This window comes from Alkalibacillus salilacus, assembly GCF_030812915.1.
Classification (GTDB): domain Bacteria; phylum Bacillota; class Bacilli; order Bacillales; family Alkalibacillaceae; genus Alkalibacillus; species Alkalibacillus salilacus.
The window spans coordinates 354,256-376,202 of record NZ_JAUSTQ010000001.1 but is presented as its reverse complement, the minus strand read 5'-3'; the positions used below and the strand labels follow the sequence as shown (position 1 = coordinate 376,202).

Here is a 21,947-nt window from a genome sequence, read left to right as displayed (position 1 = left end):
ACCTTCATAGTATAGCAGGATTCTCTTCAAGGCAAAAATATTAATCAAGAACGCGTACTTGAACGGTTCTGTGGCCCCATCGATATGCTTCAGATTTTGAACTTGCTAAAATATCAATCTTGTTTCCGTTAATAGCACCGCCTGTATCAAGTGCAATAGCAGTAAATGAACCAGATGGTGTTTTCACTTCCACTCTAGAATGTAACGGAATAACACTAGGGTCAACAGCAATAATTCTCATACCGTTATGAGTTGTTTTATTACTGACATTTACGCCTGTTGCAGTAACGCCTGAACAACCACTACAATTCGCTGTATATTTCGTTGAAGTAAACGTTTGAAAGCCACCAGATGATTCTGAAACTTGTTGTACATCTGATGATTCTGAACTAGACTGCGCTGTTTGTGTTGGTTGTTTTGTTCCTTTTGCAACAACACGATTTTCACTCTCTTCAACAATTTCCTCATCTACTAGTTCACGAGAAACTTCTTCGCCGTTCTCTTTGGTAATCTTGTATTCTTCCACTTTCTTACCATCTTGACCTGATTGCACGACTTCACTTTCACCTTGCAGAATCGAATCATCTTCACGTGTCTCAGTTTCATGAGGAACATCTTTTTCGACTGTTTCATACTCTGTAGAAACGCGAACAATTTCGATTGTTTGGTTGTCTTTTACTTTTTCAGCAGGATCCACATTGATACGATCATTGTCATCTAATGTGATACCTTGCTTGTTTAATAGATTTTCTACCGTTTGATTAGGAACATGAGCTGTTTGTTTTTCACCACCGTCATTAATGGTGACCTCAAGAGCTTTATTGATTGCGATATGCATATTATTGCGAATATCATCTTGAGCCGAAACGGACATTTGGTCGTTTTCGGATAGCTCAATTCCTTCATCATTTAAAAAGTTTTGTACGTTATCTTCTGTTGTATAGTAATGATTTGATTTATTTCCAATTGTAACGATGACTTCATCTGTTTCATTGTAAGTAAGTTCCATTCCATCTTCTACCGGAGCGTCTAATGACTTAGACAACTCATCATGTTTACCAACCTCTAAGTCTATTTCAGTCAATAACTCTTCAACGGTCTCAGCCGTTGAATGAACAGTTTCTTCCTCACCGTTTATAGAGACTGAAACTTCAGCTTTCATCGCATCGCTGATAAACATGGCAACTGAGAAAAAGGCAATTAACACTGAAAAGAAAATAATAGACATGTGTTTCGAAGTAAAGCGACGCCTGCTTCCTTTCGCCTGTTCAAGATTTGCCATAAACTATGCCTCCTTGTACGCAACCGATTATAGGCACCCTATACCAATAAGTCAACTAAAAAAGTCCTATTTACACATTACATTTTGATGACAATCTTTGATATTTGTTTACAAATTGGTAGCTATTTGATACCTAAAACCATCATTAACCAAGCATACTTGATTTATACGTACGTGGAACATTTTATTTTATGAACGGTTTTTTCATTATATGCGAAATAGATTTTTAGCGTTTTTATTCGTTTCTTTTGCCACTTCATCAACTGAGATTTCTTTGAGTTCAGCAATTTTCTCCGCGACAAGTTTCACATACGCCGGCTCATTACGTTTGCCCCGATTCGGATGCGGAGCTAAAAACGGGCAATCCGTTTCGATTAATAGCTTATCAAGCGGTACCTCTTGAGCTACTACTTTAGGATCTGTCGCATTTTTAAACGTGACAGGCCCTCCTAAAGATATATGAAACCCTAAGTCTAAACATTCTTTCGCGTAAGAGACATCATCATTATAGCAATGCATAATGCCACCAACATCACCAGCTTGCTCTTCTTTTAAGATTTCAACAATATCAGCTGTAGCTTCACGATTGTGAATAATAATTGGCATGTTTACGCGTTTTGCTAAAGCGATTTGTTTACGGAATACGTCTTTTTGTACGTCTTCTGGTGATTTGTCCCAGTGATAATCCAAGCCCATTTCTCCAATGGCGACAACTTTTTCATGAGCACTTAATTCTTCTATCCATTGTAAATCCTCATCTTGCATATCAATCGCATCTACAGGGTGCCAACCTACTGCTGCATAGATGAAATCATATTGTTCAGCGATTTCGATAGCAATAGGAATTGTTTTGCGATCGAAACCGACGACTACCATTTCAGTAACGCCTTCATCTAAAGCTCGTTGGATCACTTCATCACGGTCTTCCATAAATTGATCGGCATTTAAATGCACATGTGTATCAAATAACATGACGTTGCACTCCTTTTTTTCATCTACATGAAAAAGGGACGAAATTCGCCCCTTTTAATTTTGGCTATGTTAAAGTCCGTTGTTACTATTGTGATCCGCTCCCGGTGGACGCTTTCCGTGGGCACGGCTCGAGCCTCCTCGGAAGAAAAGCACTTCCTGCGGGGTCTCGAGACTCGTGCTGTTCCCACTGGAGTCGCCACCTTCGCTACTCACAATATAACAACTCAGTGCTTCATGTTTAGAAAATCAACACTTAACCTTAACAATCCTTATCTTTTAATTAATTTGTGTTCCGTTTGGTAAGGTTTGATCGATTGTTGCGAGGCTTAAATGACCATTGTCATCTTCTCCGGCTAGAATCATACCTTCTGATAATTCACCGCGAAGTTTCGCTGGTTTTAAGTTGCTCACACAAATTACTTTTCGGCCGATTAGATCTTGCTCACCATAATGCTCTGCAATACCTGAAACAACTTGACGCTTCTCGTAGCCTAAATCAAGTTGAATCTTTAATAGTTTATCTGTCTTCGGAACTTGTTCCACATGAATGACTTCACCAACGCGGAAATCAATCTTAAAGAAATCATCAATGGTGACTTCTTCGGCTTGGTCTTCACTTTCATTTTCTGTTTCTTCAGCTGGTTTTGGTGAGTTCTTCGTCATCATATCTACAATCGCCTGAACTTCTTCTTCAGTGTCAAGACGAGGGAAGATTGGTGTTCCTTTTTTCACGACTTGTGCGTTTTGGACAAGATCATGCTCAGCAATGCTATCCCATGTTTGTAACGCCTCATCTTGAATGCCAAGCTGATCCAATATATTCTTAGGTGTAGACGTTAAGAAAGGTTTAAGCATAATAGCAATCTTGCGAAGAGACTCGACTAAATGAGCCATCACATTTCCTAAACGATCGCGTTGTGCTTCATCCTTAGCTAATACCCAAGGCTCATTCTCATCGATATATTTATTCGTGCGACTGATAAATTGCCATAATGTTGAAAGTGCAACTGAGAATTCCATCTCATCCATTGCTTCTTCTACTTTTTGTTTCGTTTCCGTCGCTATTTTCACTAAGTCTGTATCATAACTTGTTTCATTTAAAGTGATCGCTGGCACTTGACCGTCGAAATATTTATTAATCATCGCTACCGTACGATTTAATAAGTTACCTAGGTCATTGGCTAAATCATAATTTGAACGCTCCACGAACGCTTCTGGCGTGAAGACACCATCAGAACCAAACGGTACTTCACGTAATAAGTAATAACGTAGCGCATCTAACCCATAACGATCAATTAAATCAACTGGGTCGACGACGTTACCTTTTGATTTAGACATTTTGCCATCTTTCATGAGTAACCAGCCATGAGCAAAAACTTTCTTTGGAAGTGGCAAATCAAGAGCCATAAGCATGATTGGCCAATAAATTGTATGGAAACGAACAATCTCCTTACCAACTAAATGCACATCCGCTGGCCAATACTTTTGATAGCGTTCGTCGTTATCTGTTCCGTAGCCTAAAGCTGTAATGTAGTTGGATAATGCATCAATCCAAACATAGATCACGTGCTTAGGATCACTAGGGACTTTCACACCCCATTCAAATGTCGTCCGTGATACGGCTAAATCTTCTAATCCTGGTTCAATAAAATTACTTAACATCTCATTTTTACGTGATTCTGGCTGGATAAAGCCTGGGTTGTCTTCGTAAAACTGTACTAAACGATCAACATACTTACTCATCTTAAAGAAATACGATTCTTCTTTAACTCGCTCAACAGGACGACCACAATCAGGGCAGTGGCCATCATCTAATTGACGGTCGGTAAAGAATGACTCACAAGGGGTGCAATACCAACCTTCATACTCATCTAAATAGATATCACCTTGTTGGACGAGTTGGTCAAAGATTTTCTCAACAATGACTTTATGACGATCTTCAGTTGTTCGAATGAAGTCATCATGAGAAATATCAAGCTTGTCCCATAAGTATTGAATGCCACTCACGATGCCATCCACATATTCTTTCGGAGAAGTTCCCTCTTCTTCCGCTTTGCGTTGAATTTTTTGACCATGTTCGTCAGTACCTGTTAAGTACATGACATCATAGCCTCTTAATCGTTTATACCGAGCCATCGCATCACCTGCAACCGTTGTATACGCATGGCCAATATGTAAGTTGCCACTTGGGTAGTAAATAGGTGTTGTAATATAAAACGTATTCTTCTCCTCAGGCATTAAGAAACCTCCTATATAAATTAATATCACGTTTGTTATATATGAATACCATCATATTCAGTTAGGTTCTATTGTAACGATTTTAAGCGTTAATTTCCATTGTTTTTCATTGTACATCCTATTTCTTTATGACACATCTACACCATTGATGTATGTTGTTTCAATTTGAAACACTTTACTAGTAAATATACTTTAATTAATTGACTATACATACAAAGAGTGGTAAATTTAGTCTCGAAAGATAGCGAAATTATGATCGAGAGGGGAGAAACAAAATGAAATCAACTGGTATTGTCAGAAAAGTCGATGAATTAGGACGAGTAGTTATTCCAATTGAACTTCGTCGTACATTAGATATCAACGTTAAAGACGCTCTTGAGATTTACGTTGACGACGATCAAATTGTGCTTAAGAAATACCAACCTAATATGGCTTGCCAAATTACTGGAGAGGTTTCTAACGACAACATCACAGTTGGCGACGGAAACATCGTTCTAAGTAAAGAAGGCGCACAACAATTAATTAATGAAATCCAAAAGAAAATGGATTAATGTGAGAAAGCGGGGTTATGATGCCCCGCTTTTTTTCTATGTTTAGGACTCATGATAAGCATCATAAATATCACGACTCGAAACACCACGATCTAAGGCCACTTTTTTGACCGCTGCTTTCGTTTTGATATCTTCTTTTGACTTATAATAATCAACATGTTCAATCACTGACCATGATGCCCACCAATGATCTTCTTCCTCTTCTGTATGATCAGCTGGTTCTACAGTGATGCAAAATTCACCACGTATAGTAGCATCATTTGAACAAGCCCACTCATAAACTTCCTCAATAGTTCCAGACACATATTCCTCAAACGTTTTAGTTAACTCTCTAGCCAGTGTTACTCGGCGAGACGATTGATATACATCATTCATTCGTTTTAAGGTTTGCTTTACACGGTAAGGAGACTCGTAGAAAATTAAAGTATGGCCTGTCCGGTCTAATTCCTTTAAACGATTTCGTAGATCTTGATCTTTCTTCGGCAAAAATCCAGCAAACGTAAAAGCATCAGTTGGTAATCCTGATCCAACTAAAGCGGTTAAAGCTGCATTCGCACCTGGTAACACAACGACATGAAGCCCTTCTTCGCGAGCATCTCGCACTAACGTATAGCCTGGATCCGAAATAAGCGGCATGCCAGCATCACTCACTAAAGCGATTGATTTCCCCTCACGTAAATCATCAATCAAACTTGCCCGCTTCGCTTCCTCACTATGTTCATGGAAACTGACTAATGATTTTTCTATTTCAAAATGGTTTAATAGTTTTTTCGTTTGCCGTGTATCTTCACAAGCAATTAAATCGACTTGTTTTAAGACGTCCACCGCTCGAAATGTCATATCATCTAAATTCCCAATCGGTGTTGGGACGATGTATAAAGTCGGGCTCTGATTTTTACTGAAACTCTTTTGAATGTGAACCATGTGAGAATTCTTCCTTTCTACCCATGTAAAATCGCCTTCATCGCATCTGTGTATGCTCCATTTTCCTGATGAATATAAAACGGTGGCTCGACTTTAATATCTGATTTCCCATCTTTTAAGAACTCGATTAATACCATTGTCGCATCTCGACTTGGTTTGGCATGGACGAATTTTAGTCGTTTGATCGCTAGTTTATAGGTTTCAGCTAAGGTCATGATTTCAACTAAACGATTAGGGCGATGAACCATCGAAACTTTGCCTCCTGATTTGACTAGTCGACTACAGGCTTGTAACACATCTGTTAACCCACCATAAATCTCATGTCGTGCGATTGTTAAATAATCATTATTGTTTTGTTTCTCTTTCGAAGCCGTTTTAAAGTATGGCGGATTACACGTCACAACATCGAACTGTTGATTATACTGTTTCGATACTTCACGAAGGTCACCATGAATCATTTCGATATGATCTTCTAGTTCGTTAAGTTTAACATTACGTAACGCCATATCATACAAACGTTCTTGAATTTCAACACCATAGATTGACGCATTCGAACGCTTAGATAGATACAACGGGATAACGCCATTACCTGTACACAAATCCATGACACGACCACGTTTAATCGGTAAATACGTGAAATCCGCTAACAAGACGGCATCAGCTGAGAATGCGAACGCTGATGGGCTTTGAATCACTTGCCGCTCATCATCGGTAAATAAGAAGTCAATTCGTTCATCACCTTTTAATTCTACCATACCCTTTAAACCTCTCTTCTAATAATCACAAACACGCTAACAATAAACATCCTTTACTACTCATAGCAGTAAAGGATGTTCAGGAAACCTATCTAGTTAAAAAACTTCAAGCAAAACATACAATCTTCTTCTTCTCTTGGTGTTCCGAAATAGACGTGACAAATATGGAAGCCTTCTTCATAAATTCGCGCCAAATTGTCATAACCTTCGCCAACTCGCTTGGCTGCTTTATGTTCATGTTTAGCGGGTTCATCCTGTGTTAAATCGTCTACACGCTGACGCAAGTGATGGTTTTCATGCGATAATTGATGATTTTCTTCCATTAGTTGAACGAGATCGTTTTTCAACAACGAAAAATCCTGCTGTAATTCTTCAAACTGTTTTTCTAAATGAGAAAAACGCTCTAACACTTCCTTTTTGTTCACAACATCCACCTCATTACTCTGTTGCTGGCACTTTAATGGCGCCTTCATCAATTAATTCATCAACTGTATATTCAACTGTGCGTTCCATTTCTGTTAACTCAACTTGCACAAGACGCTCTAACATATTCAAGCCGACAACCTTACCAGATCCATTAGAAGTTGTTAAGCTTTCACCAATATCAGGCAACTCTTGCTTAGCTTCTTCGTACATATCATTCTCATATTTTAAGCAGCACATCAAGCGGCCACATAATCCAGAAATCTTAGCTGGATTTAATGATAAGTTTTGATCTTTCGCCATTTTAATTGAGACAGGTTCAAAATCACCTAAGAACGTAGAACAGCAAAGCATGCGTCCACAAGGTCCGATTCCACCTAACATCTTAGCTTCATCACGTACACCAATTTGACGTAATTCAATTCGTGTCTTAAATACTGAAGCTAAATCTTTCACTAAATGACGGAAGTCCACACGTCCATCTGCCGTAAAGTAAAAAATAATTTTATTACGGTCAAACGTATACTCTGCATCAACCAAATTCATATCTAATTGATGCTCTTTAATCTTTCTCGAACATTCGTTAATCGCTTGTGTTGTTAATTCATTGTTTTCAGTCACCGTCAATTTATCTTTGTCGTCTGCTACCCGAATCACTTTCTTAAGTGGTAAGACGACATCTTCTTCATCAACTTGACGATTTGAAATCACAACGCGACCAAACTCGATCCCGCGAGCCGTTTCAACAATGACATAATCTTCAGTTGTTAATTGTAGCTCCCCTGGATCAAAATAATATATTTTACCCACTTGTTTAAAGCGGACACCAATAATTTCTATCACGTTTATCACCTCTGCAATTGAAGGACTAAATGTTCCATTGCAAGTGTATTGTGAACATTGTAGGCTAACCTACGTTTCGTTTGAAGCAATTCATATACACACGCTTTGGCTTCATGTAATGTCATCGTATATTGAAATTGCTTTAATCGGTCATTTTGATCAATTAAAACGATACGATCTTGTCGTTCTAAATGGTATGAAATAATATCTTGATACCATAATATTAGTAAATCTATTCCTAGCTCGTGTTGGTGGCGTTCCTGGAAATGTTGTAGCCACACTTGATGGAGGAACAGATATCCTTCTTCTTTAGGATTCATGACTTTATCTATCAATTGTATCACTATTTTTCGCGCTTCGGCAAACCAACTATCCTCTTCATATGTTATGGCTTCATTTAGATCAAAATTAAGAGCTGCATAAATTTGTGACGTCGACTCAGGTATACCTTGTTCGATAAATTGCTGCGTTAAATCATTTTGATTCAAAGCATGGAATTGTATACGTTGACAACGTGACAAAATTGTATTCAGTACAGAGCCCACATTCTCGGTCATTAAAATCGCTACCGTTTGTTGGCTTGGTTCTTCTAAGAATTTCAATAAGCGATTAGCTGCATTAGTTGTCATTTTGTCAGCTTCTGATAGGATATAGACTTTTTGATTGGATTCTAGACCTGTGTATGTAAATTCCTTTTGCAGAAATTCAATTTGTTCTTTTTTAATTGATTGACCTTCTGGTTCAAGCCAGTGGACATCAGGATGATTGCCTGATTTAATTCGTTTACATGACCGACATTCCCCACAAGGCTCACTCGATTCTGGATCTACCTCTTCACAAAACGACCGCATCGCAAATAAAAGACTGGCGTTTTGTTTGCCAGTCCCCTTTGGCCCATGGAATAAATAAGCGTGTGCCATTCTATTTTTAACAATACTGTTTTGTAACATACGAGTTGCCACAGGTTGTAATTCTTGTAACTGTGTCCACGTTTCCATTAACGTCATCCTGTTCTATTTAAGCATATAAATTCATAAGAAGTCCTTTAATTTCACCAATATCATCTAATACATCTATGGAGCTTTTCTCTTGATCTAATACATCATCCGTAAGTTTGACCAATTTTTCATCGACTTGTTTAACAATTGATAACGTCTGGTTCCCACCATTTAAATCCCACTTCCGCGACTGTTCAAGCTCTAAACCATAATTAGTCGCTTCCTGGATGAATTGACGAACCATTTGTTTGTATTTGCCTAGGTCAGGAAAAGAACGAAATTTCGCCACTTTCTCACCTTGCTTGGTTAAATCACCTAGCAAGCGGTTTAACTCAGATTCTTTCATTTTCTGAGCTTCTTGTCCGACCACACTTTGGAATGACGATTTCATATTCATTTGTTTGGGTTGTTTTTGCTGCGTGGCCTCTAATTGCGCACGCATTTCTTGAGTTACTTTCACAATCAGTCACTCCTGCTTAAAATTGATGGAAGGCGTCAACAGGTAATACAAAGACGGTTGCGCCGCCTACTTCGACCTTGACTGGTTTCGGAATATAAGAGTCTGCATTACCACCCATTGGTGAAATGGGAGCTACCATTTGGTCACGGTGACTACAATTATCTTCAATGATTTCTAACGCGTGATCAACATGGTCTTCGTGAACACCAATCATTAAGGTTGTGTTACCTTCCTTTAGAAAACCGCCACTCGATGATAACTTAGTTGATTGATAATCATTGTCTGCCAACGCATCTGCCAAGCGGTTAGCATCCTTATCTTGTACAATCGCAAGGATTAGTTTCATCCTTATCCTCCTCTTAACGAACTCTATACTTAATTACTATTATAACAAGTTTTTTGACAATTTAGCACTCATAAAGCATTATTTTTCAAATCGATGATCTAAATATTGATCTACAGTCGCCTCGCACGCCTGTTGAACCGCCTCAATCGGTTGATGAGCATCAATACTTTTAATGCGATCAGAAAAACGTTCCTTTAATAGATCATAGGCTTCTTTTACTTTTTGGTGGAAATCAAGCTTCTCTAAATCAAGACGATTTTTCTCACGTTGATCATTATCTTGGATCCGATTTAATCCGACTTGAGGATCGAGATCAAATAAAATCGTTAAATCCGGCATACAATCTTCAATCGCAAATTTATTAATGTCATACACATCGTCAATTCCTAAACCGCGAGCATAGCCTTGATAAGCTAAGCTACTATCAACAAAACGGTCACATAAAACGACCTGACCATCTTCTAAGGCAGGAATAACCTTTTCTACTAAATGTTGACGACGTGCAGCTGCATACAATAGAGCTTCTGTTCGTGAATCCATCGCCGTATGGCCAGGGTCTAAAATCACTTGACGAATCTTCTCAGCAATATCAATGCCGCCTGGTTCCCGTGTCATTAATACTTGATACCCTTTATGCTCAAGTTGATCCGCAATATATTGAATCACTGTTGATTTACCAGCGCCTTCTCCACCTTCAAATGTAATAAATAATCCGCTCACAACACTCTTCCTTTACTCTATAGAATAAACCTTAATCTGTGTATGACTAGAAGAACCTGTCTTTTGAATATGGACAGTTTCAGCTTTTGCTTGTTCAATCATTTCTACCGCTTCATCCGTAATGATTTCCCCTTCTACGATGACAGGAATACCTGGCGGGTAAGGGGTAATCGACTCAGCAGCAATCCGACCAACTGCTTCTTGAAAATCAATAGATTCTTGGCTGAATTGCGCTAAATCTTTATAAGAATATGGCAAACGAACAATACCGCTTTGAAATGAGATATTAGTTTCTATTTTATCATGGTTTTGCTTAAATGGAATGCCTTTCAAACAATCCATCGTAGCTCGTATTCGCTCACTCCACGATTCATCGTCTGAATTTAAGCCATGAATTAATAATAGCTGTTGCTCACTGACCAATTCAGCGTCAATTCCATTCTCATGTAGCCACATTAACACATCGTGTAAGTTATAACGATCGGACGTTATGATCGTTTTTAAAGGATCATCAGCACGTTTACGAACTTCTGACACTTGAAAACCATCGAGCTGATTAATCGCCTTGTTAAACTTTTCTATCCAATCAAGCGTCTTCTTCAAGTCTTCCTTATGTAGATTCGCAACTGTATAACGAGCTAGATCTAAGCTCATCATAATTAAATAAGATGGACTACTTGATTGAAACACTTGTAAATAATATTTTAACAGATCAGCTGACACATAAGCTGACTGCAAATGTAAGAATGAACACATCGTAAGGGCTGGCAGTGTCTTATGGGCTGACTGAACGACAACATCCGCTCCACAATCAACCGCAGATTTCGGAAAGGCATCACTTACATTAAAATGGGCTCCATGTGCTTCATCTATTAAAACAGGAATCTGATGAGCGTGCGCTTCCGTTACTATTGATTCTAAATCATACGTCGCCCCGAAATAATCAGGATACGTTAACACAACTGCTTTAATACTTGGATAGCTATTTATAGCCTCAGCCATTACCTCAGCACGTAATAAACTAAATCGGCCCGTTGATTGATCAAAATCTGGCGTCACAAATATCGGCCTCGCTCCTACCAAATGAAGCGCATGCATGATGGATTTATGGCTATTGCGCTGAACTAATACGTGATCACCCGCTTCACAAGTCGCCATAATCATCGCCAAATTCCCAGCTGTTGTTCCGTTCACCAAGAAGTACGTCTCATCCACACCATAGTAATGAGCCGCTAATTGTTGTGCCTGAGCAATAGCTCCACTCGGTTCATGTAAATCATCTAAACCAGGTAATTCCGTCACATCATAAGCTAAGAATGGATGCCAATCAGCAAACTCATCCGGAAATAACTGCCCATTTTTATGCCCCGGGACATGATAGGAGTGCGGTGATTTACTAATATGCTCTTTTAAAGCTTCAACAAGCGGTTTCTGGCTTTGATCCAATTTAATCACCTAATCTTCATTCGTTGATAACCCTATTTTACACGAAAAAAGTCTTAAAACACATTGCATCAAACGGTAAATATTCATTTCGTGTTATAATAAGAATAATATATAAACTGACGCGTCTATAACAAACCATTCATACGCGTAAAATTAAAGCGTTGAGGTGATGAACTGCATGGCAACTAATGCATCGATCGAACAACAATTACAACAAATACTTGATGATGACCATATCATGATTAACGAACCCTTAAGAAACCATACGTATACTAAACTTGGTGGCGCAGCTGACTACTTCGTCACGCCTTCATCCTACGAGGCCGTCCAAGAAGTGGTGAAATTAGCTAACCGTGAACAACTTCCATTCACCCTTCTCGGTAATGGTTCAAATTTAATCGTCAAAGACGGTGGCATTCGGGGGATTATCTTAAGCCTAAAGGAATTAAAAGACATTAAAGTCGAAGGAAATGAAATGATTGCACAAAGCGGTGCCCGAATCATTGATGTCTCCTATCGCGCATTAGACGAGCAATTAACGGGATTAGAGTTCGCTTGCGGAATTCCCGGCACAGTCGGAGGAGCGCTATTCATGAATGCTGGCGCATATGGAGGCGAGATTAAAGACGTCTTAAAAGAAGCCGTTGTCGTGGACCCTGATGGTAACTTACTGACCCTTTCAGCTGATGCCTTTGATCTACAATATCGCCACAGCAACATCCCTGAAAAAGGCTATATCGTATTAGAAGCTTTGTTCATTTTAAAACCAGGCCAATACGATAACATCAAAGCCGTCGTAGATGATTTAACGTATAAACGTGAATCCAAGCAACCTTTAGAATACCCATCTTGTGGCAGTGTCTTCAAGCGCCCACCTGGTTATTTTGCTGGAAAACTCATTCAAGACAGTCATTTACAAGGTAAAGGTGTAGGCGGTGCTGAAGTGTCCACTAAACATGCTGGATTTATCGTGAACAAGAATAACGCAACGGCAACGGATTACATTCAATCTATTGAACTTGTGCAAAATACAGTGAAGGAAACATTTGGCGTTGACCTTGAACGAGAAGTTCGAATTATCGGAGAAGATCCTGAATAAACGCTCATAATTTAAAAGACGCAACGACTATTAAGTTAATAGTCGTTGCGTCTTTTTCGTTATTCTATAAAAAATAGGAGAGGAGATTACATCAACATCTGATTCGTTAACGGACGAGATTTCATTTTCTCAACGTAATATTGATACTGCTCTTCTTCAGGATTCGTTTGAACAATTGCACGTTCGCATGACTGACAAATAAAATTCGTTAAAACATAGATTCCTTGCGCTTTCCATTGGTCACACACTTGGCAGTAGTGAAAGGTCATTTGATTCATCGGTTCCACCTCCACTACCTATCATCCCCAGCTTAATAGATTCTTATACATGTTCTATGAAACTTTTTATAAAATAGGGCTGTTAAAGTATAGTGTTGATTTTCGATTGATGCAGCACTTAGTTGTTGATTTGTGAGTAGCGAAGGTGGCGACTCCAGTGGGAACAGCACGTGTCTCGAGACCCCACAGGCCATGCTTTTCGGCCGAGGAGGCTCGAGCCGTGCCCACGGAAAGCGTCCACCGATAGCGGATCACAATATCAACAACGGACTTTAGCAAAGCTATAAAAATAAAACGAATGCAATACTGCACTCGCTTTACCTTCAACAACTCTATAAGATTAACAGATGGATGGCCACTAATGCTCCTACACCCATCACGCCTAAGAATCCTGCAACAACAGATGTAAATAAATTAATCGGGATATGTAAACCAAACATTGAGCCAAACACATTAGCAATGAAAATAAACAATGCCCCTATGACAATTTTAAATACACCCTTTGATAACCAATGCATTATACTAACAGGCACACCAAACAACAACAATAAAACAATTAAAGCTAAAAGTGCTAATACCACGACAATTGGATCCATACTAGAACTCCTTTCGCTTGTCCTAGTAGAATCCTATGCGCGTATTAGCACGATTAGAACTCCATTCAATTATAAATCGCGACGTCCTTCTAACGCTTTCGATAACGTCACCTCATCAGCGTATTCTAAATCGCCTCCGACAGGTAATCCGTGCGCAATTCGGGAAAGGCGAATGCCTGATGGTTTCACGAGACGTGATATATACATCGCCGTCGCTTCCCCTTCCACATTCGGGTTCGTCGCCAAGATTAATTCTTCTACCTGCTCATCTTTAAGTCGTTCAATCAACGTCGATACGTTTATATCTTCTGGTCCGATTCCTTCCATTGGTGAAATCGTTCCGTGCAATACATGGTACTTGCCCTGAAAATCTTTCATTTTTTCCATCGCGATCACATCTTTTGGATCTTGGACCACACAAATGACTGAACCATCACGCGATTCATCACTACAAATACTACATGGATCTTGATCCGTTATATGACCACACGTACTACAATGTGTTAGCTCGCGTTTTGCATTAACGAGTGATTTTGCAAAATCTAATACATCATCTTCTTCCATTTCTAGCACAAAAAATGCCAGGCGAGCGGCAGTTTTTGGACCTATACCTGGCAGTTTTGTGAAACTATCAATTAGTTTCGTAATTGGTTCTGGATAATACATTTATTAGCATGCCTCCTAGAACATTCCCGGCATATTCATACCTTTCGTGAATTGTCCCATCTTCTCATTCGTTGTGTCGTCTACTTGCTTCAAGACATCATTTGTTGCTGCAATGATTAAGTCCTGAAGCATATCAACATCATCTGGATCAACTACTTCTTCGTTAATTTCAACGTCGGTAACTTCTTTTTTACCATTAGCAACAACCTTAACCATGCCACCGCCAGCTGTCGCTTCAAATGACATCTCATGTAATTCTTCTTGCGCCTTCATCATCTTCTTCTGCATTTTCTGCATTTGTTTCATCATATTATTCATATAATCCATCCCTTTCAATCAAATATTTTATTAAGAATCTTTCACTTCTACAAAATCATCTCCGAATAACTGTTGGGCTTCGGTAATGACTTGATCCTCTTCAGCTGGGTTACTTCCTTCCTCATTTTCTGTTGATTCTTTTGGTGCAACTGTTTCTGTTTCATCATCTGATTGTTGACTTAAGAAATCCTCTCGAATCGGCTGCCAATCATCTTTTGGAATTGGAATCATTGTCAGCCTTTTACCAATATATTCACTTAATGCTGTTTCAATCATATCTTGGTTTTCTTCAATGAGCTTGCAATGAATTTCATATTCAAACGCTATAATGAGCGATTGTGGTGAAGCAGCTTTAGGCTCGCTATTGACTAGTTTAGCATGGGCAGGTGGACTTGTCTTTTTTAACTGATCCATAAAAGTTGCCCAGTTATGACGAACCGATTGAATATCATCTTTTGTAGCGTTCGATAACGTTTGGCGCACTTTTTCATATGGGACTTTATATTGCTTCTGACGGTTCGTTTGTTGGCGCTTAGGTGCTTCTTGTGGCGCCTGTGATTGATTAGCCTGCGAGACACCTTGTTGTTTTAGTGTCTTTAGTTCCTTCTCTAAGTTCGCAATCTGTTGTAATAATTCTGGTGATGCGGCAGCTCCCTGTTGTTCTTCAGCTTCACTCGGTAGTTCGCGAATATTTAACAGCGCCACTTCAACTAAAATTTTCGGGCTATTCGTCCATTTCATATCTTGTTGCGTTTGATTTAAGACTGAAATCGCTTCTTCTAACCAATAACCTGTCAGTTGTTGACGCACTTGATGGAATTGCTCATTTGGAATCGCACGAACGAGCGCTTCTTCCATACCATCTGCACTGTTGTACATTAACAAGTCACGTAAGAAGTTGATGAAATCAAAAACGAATTGACTCGGATCTTTTCCTTCTTGAATCATTTGGTCGAGTAAACTTAAAGCTTGCTTCCCGTCTTGTTGAATGAGCGATTCAATCATTGCCAGTAACTGTTCTTGGGCAATTGACCCCGTTACTGCTAACACATCATCCATATGAATATGGCCATCTTCACTATAGGCAATCGCTTGATCAAGTATACTTAACGCATCACGCATACCACCTTCAGCGGTTAGACCAACATGAACAATCGCATGATCATCATACGGAATATCACTATCATCGAGGATTAATTTTAAACGATCGACAATCGCTTGTTGTGAAATTCGTTTAAAATCAAAGCGCTGGCAACGCGATATAATCGTCAGTGGGATCTTATGTGGTTCAGTCGTTGCCAAGATAAACATCACATGCTCAGGTGGCTCTTCTAAGGTTTTGAGTAAAGCATTGAATGCACCTGTCGATAACATATGCACTTCATCAATAATATACACTTTATAAGAAAGGGCACTAGGTGCGTACTTTACCTTATCACGAATTTCGCGAATATCATCCACACCGTTATTAGAAGCGGCGTCTATTTCTATAATATCTGAAATCGAACCCTCTTGAATGCCACGACATGCATCACATTCGCCACACGGTTCCTCAACAGGGGAGTGCTCACAATTAATTGCTTTGGCAAATATTTTCGCTGCACTCGTTTTACCTGTACCGCGTGGTCCTGTAAATAAATAAGCATGGGCGACTTTAGACTGTAGAATCGCATTTTGTAGCGTTCTAGTAATATGCGATTGACCGACAACATCTGTAAATTGTTGTGGTCGCCACACACGATACAATGCTTGATAGGCCATGGACGTAGTCTCCTTTAGTTTCTCTTCTTCCATTATAACCGATTCGATTCAGACATTTCAAAACGTAATACAATTGTTTGGTAGTCGTTGTAATATCTTAAAAAAACTCACCCGCTTAACAGGTGAGTTGTCTTCATTATGTACGCCGTGCACCCATCTTCGATAAAGTAACCCATAAGCGTTACGTCAGATTCTAGCTCGGTCCAGGTTGCCCTGCGACACACAAGAGGGGCCGCTTACTGCTGCTTCCTTCCGGACCTGACAGGGTTCACGGGTTCTCGTTGCACAGGACCCAGACGTCAACACTATGCACTGACGTCAGACCTTAAAGCTACTTTACCTCGGACGGGAATTCAGTCCCACTATAGCGGATTGTGGGTTACAGGGCACCGCTACCTCCCCACCTAGCACGGCAAGTGTTCATTTAATTATAGAGCGCCTTTTCAAAAGCGCATATACTAGTATATTACGTTTAAATCGAATTTGCAATAACAAAGAAATCCAATTCGTTAACAAATTATGTCGACTTTTTTTGTTTCCTTAATCGACGGAAAAAATCAGTTAATAACGACGCACATTCTGCTTCCTTCACACCTGATGTAACAGTCGCACGGTGATTAAACCGATCATCATCTAATAAATTCATAAGCGTACCAGCACAACCTGCCTTAGGATCTGTCGCACCATATACAACATGAGGAATACGTGACTGAACAATCGCTCCTGCACACATTGGACAGGGTTCTAACGTGACATAGAGTGTACAATCTTCTAATCGCCAACTTCCAACATGCTGATTAGCCGCTTCAATCGCCAACATTTCAGCATGTGCCACACTTAATTGCAATGTCTCTCGTTGATTATAACCTGTAGCAATCACTTGGTCTTCATATACAATTACAGCACCAATCGGCACTTCTCCAATAGCTTCTGCTTGCTTCGCTTGTTCGATCGCTTCATCCATAAATGATTCCTGCATCTTTATCACCTAATCTCATTATAACATGGCATGGATGCATATTAACGATTGAGCTCTCATAAATTCATAAAGAATAAGTGAGAGGAGTGCGTTTATGTTAATTCATGTAGTCGAACGAGGTGATTCCTTATATTCAATCGCCAATCGTTATCAAGCATCAGCAGATGAATTGATTATGATTAATCAATTAGAAACGCCAAATGATTTAGTAGTCGGGCAAACACTCGTCATCCCTATTGATGAGTATACGGTGCAAGCTGGTGATAGTTTTTATTCTATTGGTCAAAAACTGAATATCCCGTTTGAAGATTTAGCCGAGTATAATGATTTGGATTACAATGAACCCTTAATGATTGGGCAAGTCCTATCTGTTCCTCAGGCACCTAAAACCACTATATCCACTAATGCCTATGTCGAACCGTTCGGGGACACGGTAAGTGATCAACTTATTGAATCTGCAGCCAACCGCACACCATTATTAACTTACTTAGGATTATTTAGTTATGAAGTTAATGATGATGGTACATTAACGCCACCGCCAATTGAGCCATTACCTGAGATTGCTAGCGAGAATCAGACTGCACTCATGATGGTCATCACCAATTTACGTGATGGTTCCTTTGACCAGGAGCTTGGCCGTAGAATACTAACAAATGAGCAAGTACAAGACGAATTATTTAACCAAATTATTACAACAGCAAACGAAGTTGGGTATCAAGATATTCATTTTGACTTCGAATTCTTGCCAACAGATTTACGTGAAGCTTATAATCAATTTCTCCAAACAGCAAAAGACCGTTTATCTCCAGAAGGCTTGATGATTTCAACAGCACTTGCGCCAAAAACAAGTGCCGAACAAACAGGGGCATGGTATGAAGCACATGATTATGCAGCTCATGGTGACATTGTCGATTTCGTTGTGCTCATGACGTATGAATGGGGTTATAGTGGTGGTCCGGCAATGGCTGTATCGCCGATTGGTCCCGTCACCGATGTGGTCGAATACGCTTTAACTGAAATTCCTGCCGATAAGATTATGCTTGGTCAAAACACTTATGGCTATGACTGGACATTACCTTATGAAGAAGGCGGCGACCCTGCCCAAGCCATTAGTCCCAATCAAGGCATTCAACTGGCCCGTGAATACAATCAAGCGATCGAGTTCGATGAAGAAGCACAAGCCCCTTACTTCTATTATTGGGATGAAGATGGCAACCAACACGAAGTATGGTTTGAAGACGCCAGAAGTATTCAAGCCAAATTCGATCTTATTAAAGAAAAAGGTTTGCGAGGAATTAGTTATTGGAAACTCGGTTTAGCTTTCCCTCAGAACTGGGCATTGCTTGATCATGAATTTAATATTCGAAAATTAAACTAAATAGATATGGCGTTCATCAAATTCCGTTAAGTCAAACGCTTGCTGAAGACCACGATTGTTAATTAAGTTTTTATCCACTTCCTTAACAGGAATCGTCAGATGAAATGACTCTTTAAATGGGTTAGGCGAAACAGCAATCCGTTGTTCGTCTAACCATTTTGCTTGTATAGGCTCGTCCAAGCCTTGAAATTGTTGTCTAAAACCGTTCTTAAACATGTTAATCTCTTCATGCTTGGGTGTGCCTGGTTCATTTAAGCACATATAAAGCGACAAATCATCACAGAATTGCAGTAACTTAAAATGAAAATCTTGCTCAGATTCATCAGGTAATTGCTGCTGTTTAATCGATTGTTGTCGATTCATTTCCCGGGTAATAAATTCGGAAATGGTCGGATCATCAGATTGTTGGTCAAAAAATGACGCATAATGCCAACTACATAATAACGCTGCGTATGCTGAGTGCTTATGAACCTGGTCGACTCCCCATGAATAGTGATCAACTTTCGGTTTGACAGGGTAATCCATAAATGAATGCGGTTGGTTTTTTTCGTCATTCAAAATGGGTTGTGCATCTAAGGGAATCCAGGCATAGTCATGATGAGACACAGCGTATTCTACTTGGTCACGCCAATTTTCTCCTTCGAAAATTTTAGACAACCATTGTTTCGCTATTTCGCCGCTTACAAGCGCATGGTCATGCTGGCGAATCATGATAAATGAATCTTCACGTTCTGTTATAATCATACTAACTCCCTACCTTCTATGGACAGGTTATGAGCTAAATAGACCTAGCTCATAACTGTTTTAAGGATTCACGATTAAAATCTGGAATATCATCAGGCTTTCGACTCGTCACAAGGTTATGACACACGACAACAGGCTGGTCATGGTAAATAGCACCTGCATTTTCTAAGTCGACAACAATAGAATCATAACCTGTTACATGACGGTCTTTTAAGGTTTTAGCTGTGATCAATAACTGTGGTCCATGGCAAATCGCAAATACAGGTTTATCTTGATCCATAAACTGACTGGCAAACTGAACAAATCGGTCGTCTGCACGAAGTTGATCAGGCGAAAAGCCTCCAGGGATAAATAGGGCATCGAATTGGTCTGGACCAACTTCATCAATACCATAATCAACTGCTACTTCAACTTCCCCGCGCTTACCTTTCACAACTTGACCACCCAGTTTTTCAATCGTTTCTACTGAATGACCCGCTTCACGAAACACATAGGCTGGGTCTGTGTATTCTCGGTCTTCGAATTCATTCGTCATGAGACACGCAATCCGTTTAAACATAGCGAACCCCTCCTTGACCTTATCGTTTTTGTTATTAACCCTATTCCCGTTACCTATAAAATCAAACGACTTCACACAATCCTACTCATAGCGAAATTGTTGGAAAATCGCATGATCCTGTGCCTTATAAACCTGTTTTCCAACGATATCATTAATAATTTCCATATTCCGTTGAACAGCAAGCCCTAAATTTGTTGCTGCTGTCCCGTGGGAATGCTCAAGATTCGTCACCACATAAAACTGATGGTCACGCTCATCATTGAATTGCAGTCGGTATTCACGTGTCAGATCATACATCCACTTATCTTTATTTTCCCATTTAACTTTGTCCTCAAAACGGTCGGTAAACCATTCAGGAATATCCGGCTTATAGCCTGTCGCTAACACTACTTTTTCAGTGTCATATTCAAATGATTGTTCTTCTTGCCACTGCTGACAAACCAGCTCATATGATCCGTCTTTTTGCTTAATATCATTAACTTCTGTTAACGGTTGAATCGTTACTTGAGGATCCGATTCACCAATCGAGAAATTATATAATAAATGGTAAATATGATCCAACGTCTTCACATCCACCCCATTACGCAACGGATCTAACGTCTCTAATGTCCGTATGCGTTTATCAAACTCTAATTGATGGAAATAATCCACATACTTCGGAGAGAAAAACTCCTGTCCAATACTGGCTGCTTCAAGCTGAAAAATCCCTTTACTCCGCGTAAACCACGTAATATGAAAAGAGTTATTCTTCCGTTCTTGTAATAAATCATAAAAGACTTCTGCTGCACTTTGCCCTGATCCGACCACCGTCACATGGTCAGACTTTAACAATTCATCTTTTTGATCTAAATATTGACTCGTATGCAAGACATCTTCTTCCGGCAAATCTTCTGCTGCATTTAACACAAGCGGTTTGGATCCTGTTGCCATGACGACATGCTTTGCATAATAATGTGACGTTCCACCTTGTTCTACATCTTCTACAACCACTTCATAATGGGGTTCAGAATCGTCATGATGATCAATCACATCTACCACACGATGACCGTAATAAAGGCCATTTATTTGAGCTGCTGCCCACTGTAAATAATCATTATATTCTTGACGCGGAATTTCTAAACGGTGATAAAAGAAAAATTTATAAAGTCGTTCATGGTCATGCAAATAATTTAAAAACGAGTAACGACTCGTTGGATCTGCGAATGTCACTAGATCAGCTAAAAACGATACTTGTAAATCCATCCCGTCAATTAACATGCCAGGATGCCAATTCATTTTCGGCGTTTCATCGAAAAAGATTCGGTCAACGTCATCCAGATCTTCAGTTAATGCGGCTAAGCCTAAATTGAAAGGTCCAATGCCAACACCAATAAATGTGTAGAGTTTATCATCCATTAAGATCACCTTTTTCTATTGTGTAGTCTGTACTTATTTAAGTTTCCTATTTTGTGGGAATCTAAACTTGTTTCATAAATAATTATGGTCCGTTATTGTTATTATGATTCACTTTCGGTGGACGCTTTCCGCGGGCACGGCTCGAGCCTCCTCGGCCGAAAAGCGTGGCCTGCGGGGTTTCGAGACTCGTGCTGTTCCCGTGACGGCCAGGACGGC

Annotated in this window: 24 protein-coding genes and 1 other RNA gene; 3 read left to right on the top strand and 22 right to left on the bottom strand. The window is 39.6% G+C overall.

What is annotated here, in order from left to right; all coding sequences use genetic code 11:
* Window positions 1-40: 40 nt before the first annotated feature.
* The 3 genes from J2S77_RS01935 to metG form a co-directional block, all read right to left on the bottom strand.
* Window positions 41-1,282 carry a resuscitation-promoting factor gene (locus tag J2S77_RS01935; protein ID WP_306974138.1) on the bottom strand — a complete coding sequence of 414 codons (1,242 nt, stop codon included), beginning with the start codon at window positions 1,280-1,282 and terminating at the stop codon, window positions 41-43.
* Window positions 1,283-1,489: 207 nt separating this feature from the next.
* A complete protein-coding gene (locus tag J2S77_RS01930; protein ID WP_306974136.1) occupies window positions 1,490-2,254 on the bottom strand; it encodes a TatD family hydrolase in 765 nt (254 codons plus the stop codon).
* Between the two features lie 276 nt (window positions 2,255-2,530).
* Window positions 2,531-4,492 (bottom strand): methionine--tRNA ligase, encoded by a 1,962-nt coding sequence (metG, locus tag J2S77_RS01925; protein ID WP_306974134.1) that lies wholly within the window; start codon window positions 4,490-4,492, stop codon window positions 2,531-2,533.
* Window positions 4,493-4,767: 275 nt separating this feature from the next.
* Here metG and abrB point away from each other — a divergent pair, with 275 nt between their 5' ends.
* Entirely contained in the window at window positions 4,768-5,043 is a 276-nt protein-coding gene (abrB, locus tag J2S77_RS01920) for a transition state genes transcriptional regulator AbrB (protein ID WP_306974132.1), read from the top strand.
* A 42-nt stretch (window positions 5,044-5,085) separates the two neighbouring features.
* On the opposite strand, the gene rsmI is transcribed toward abrB, so the two are convergent.
* The 9 genes from rsmI to J2S77_RS01875 form a co-directional block, all read right to left on the bottom strand.
* The gene (gene rsmI / locus J2S77_RS01915; protein ID WP_306974129.1) at window positions 5,086-5,967 is read right to left on the bottom strand and encodes a 16S rRNA (cytidine(1402)-2'-O)-methyltransferase; all 882 of its coding nucleotides are present in this window, start codon (window positions 5,965-5,967) and stop codon (window positions 5,086-5,088) included.
* A gap of 17 nt (window positions 5,968-5,984) precedes the next feature.
* On the bottom strand, window positions 5,985-6,722 hold the full coding sequence (locus J2S77_RS01910) for a tRNA1(Val) (adenine(37)-N6)-methyltransferase (protein ID WP_306974127.1): 738 nt from the start codon (window positions 6,720-6,722) through the stop codon (window positions 5,985-5,987).
* 92 nt (window positions 6,723-6,814) lie between these two features.
* Window positions 6,815-7,147, bottom strand: a complete 333-nt coding sequence (gene yabA / locus J2S77_RS01905; RefSeq protein ID WP_167262917.1) for a DNA replication initiation control protein YabA — start codon at window positions 7,145-7,147, stop codon at window positions 6,815-6,817.
* Window positions 7,148-7,160: 13 nt separating this feature from the next.
* Complete coding sequence (locus J2S77_RS01900) at window positions 7,161-7,988, bottom strand: PSP1 domain-containing protein (protein ID WP_306974124.1); 828 nt, start codon at window positions 7,986-7,988, stop codon at window positions 7,161-7,163.
* 5 nt (window positions 7,989-7,993) lie between these two features.
* On the bottom strand, window positions 7,994-8,986 hold the full coding sequence (gene holB, locus J2S77_RS01895; protein WP_306974122.1) for a DNA polymerase III subunit delta': 993 nt from the start codon (window positions 8,984-8,986) through the stop codon (window positions 7,994-7,996).
* A gap of 19 nt (window positions 8,987-9,005) precedes the next feature.
* Window positions 9,006-9,446: a YaaR family protein gene (locus J2S77_RS01890; RefSeq protein ID WP_167262922.1), complete on the bottom strand. Its 441-nt coding sequence runs from the start codon at window positions 9,444-9,446 to the stop codon at window positions 9,006-9,008.
* Between the two features lie 16 nt (window positions 9,447-9,462).
* Entirely contained in the window at window positions 9,463-9,792 is a 330-nt protein-coding gene (gene darA, locus J2S77_RS01885; protein WP_167262924.1) for a cyclic di-AMP receptor DarA, read from the bottom strand.
* 78 nt (window positions 9,793-9,870) lie between these two features.
* Window positions 9,871-10,512 carry a dTMP kinase gene (gene tmk / locus J2S77_RS01880; RefSeq protein ID WP_306974119.1) on the bottom strand — a complete coding sequence of 214 codons (642 nt, stop codon included), beginning with the start codon at window positions 10,510-10,512 and terminating at the stop codon, window positions 9,871-9,873.
* Window positions 10,513-10,524: 12 nt separating this feature from the next.
* On the bottom strand, window positions 10,525-11,958 hold the full coding sequence (locus J2S77_RS01875; protein ID WP_306974116.1) for an aminotransferase class I/II-fold pyridoxal phosphate-dependent enzyme: 1,434 nt from the start codon (window positions 11,956-11,958) through the stop codon (window positions 10,525-10,527).
* Between the two features lie 178 nt (window positions 11,959-12,136).
* Between J2S77_RS01875 and murB the strand changes: the two genes are divergently transcribed.
* The gene (murB, locus tag J2S77_RS01870) at window positions 12,137-13,057 is read left to right on the top strand and encodes a UDP-N-acetylmuramate dehydrogenase (protein ID WP_306974114.1); all 921 of its coding nucleotides are present in this window, start codon (window positions 12,137-12,139) and stop codon (window positions 13,055-13,057) included.
* A gap of 86 nt (window positions 13,058-13,143) precedes the next feature.
* Here the strand turns inward: murB and J2S77_RS01865 are convergent, their stop codons facing one another.
* The 7 genes from J2S77_RS01865 to tadA all read right to left on the bottom strand — a co-directional run bounded on the left by J2S77_RS01865 (window position 13,144) and on the right by tadA (window position 17,655).
* On the bottom strand, window positions 13,144-13,335 hold the full coding sequence (locus J2S77_RS01865; RefSeq protein WP_167262932.1) for a sigma factor G inhibitor Gin: 192 nt from the start codon (window positions 13,333-13,335) through the stop codon (window positions 13,144-13,146).
* A 332-nt stretch (window positions 13,336-13,667) separates the two neighbouring features.
* Complete coding sequence (locus J2S77_RS01860) at window positions 13,668-13,931, bottom strand: pro-sigmaK processing inhibitor BofA family protein (RefSeq protein WP_306974110.1); 264 nt, start codon at window positions 13,929-13,931, stop codon at window positions 13,668-13,670.
* 69 nt (window positions 13,932-14,000) lie between these two features.
* A complete protein-coding gene (recR, locus tag J2S77_RS01855) occupies window positions 14,001-14,597 on the bottom strand; it encodes a recombination mediator RecR (protein WP_306974107.1) in 597 nt (198 codons plus the stop codon).
* A 15-nt stretch (window positions 14,598-14,612) separates the two neighbouring features.
* Window positions 14,613-14,933 carry a YbaB/EbfC family nucleoid-associated protein gene (locus J2S77_RS01850; protein WP_306974105.1) on the bottom strand — a complete coding sequence of 107 codons (321 nt, stop codon included), beginning with the start codon at window positions 14,931-14,933 and terminating at the stop codon, window positions 14,613-14,615.
* Window positions 14,934-14,945: 12 nt separating this feature from the next.
* Entirely contained in the window at window positions 14,946-16,676 is a 1,731-nt protein-coding gene (gene dnaX / locus J2S77_RS01845; RefSeq protein ID WP_306974103.1) for a DNA polymerase III subunit gamma/tau, read from the bottom strand.
* Between the two features lie 145 nt (window positions 16,677-16,821).
* Window positions 16,822-17,089, bottom strand: an RNA gene (gene ffs / locus J2S77_RS01840) — signal recognition particle sRNA large type.
* A gap of 104 nt (window positions 17,090-17,193) precedes the next feature.
* Window positions 17,194-17,655 (bottom strand): tRNA adenosine(34) deaminase TadA, encoded by a 462-nt coding sequence (tadA, locus tag J2S77_RS01835; RefSeq protein ID WP_306974101.1) that lies wholly within the window; start codon window positions 17,653-17,655, stop codon window positions 17,194-17,196.
* A 94-nt stretch (window positions 17,656-17,749) separates the two neighbouring features.
* Between tadA and J2S77_RS01830 the strand changes: the two genes are divergently transcribed.
* Window positions 17,750-19,033 carry a glycoside hydrolase family 18 protein gene (locus J2S77_RS01830; RefSeq protein WP_306974099.1) on the top strand — a complete coding sequence of 428 codons (1,284 nt, stop codon included), beginning with the start codon at window positions 17,750-17,752 and terminating at the stop codon, window positions 19,031-19,033.
* On the opposite strand, the gene J2S77_RS01825 is transcribed toward J2S77_RS01830, so the two are convergent.
* From J2S77_RS01825 to J2S77_RS01815, 3 genes are all read right to left on the bottom strand, one after another.
* Window positions 19,025-19,777 carry a DUF3891 family protein gene (locus J2S77_RS01825; protein ID WP_306974097.1) on the bottom strand — a complete coding sequence of 251 codons (753 nt, stop codon included), beginning with the start codon at window positions 19,775-19,777 and terminating at the stop codon, window positions 19,025-19,027. The genes J2S77_RS01830 and J2S77_RS01825 overlap by 9 nt on opposite strands.
* A 49-nt stretch (window positions 19,778-19,826) precedes the next feature.
* Entirely contained in the window at window positions 19,827-20,336 is a 510-nt protein-coding gene (locus J2S77_RS01820; protein WP_306974096.1) for a type 1 glutamine amidotransferase domain-containing protein, read from the bottom strand.
* Between the two features lie 81 nt (window positions 20,337-20,417).
* Window positions 20,418-21,731 carry a lysine N(6)-hydroxylase/L-ornithine N(5)-oxygenase family protein gene (locus tag J2S77_RS01815; protein WP_306974094.1) on the bottom strand — a complete coding sequence of 438 codons (1,314 nt, stop codon included), beginning with the start codon at window positions 21,729-21,731 and terminating at the stop codon, window positions 20,418-20,420.
* Window positions 21,732-21,947: the final 216 nt, after the last annotated feature.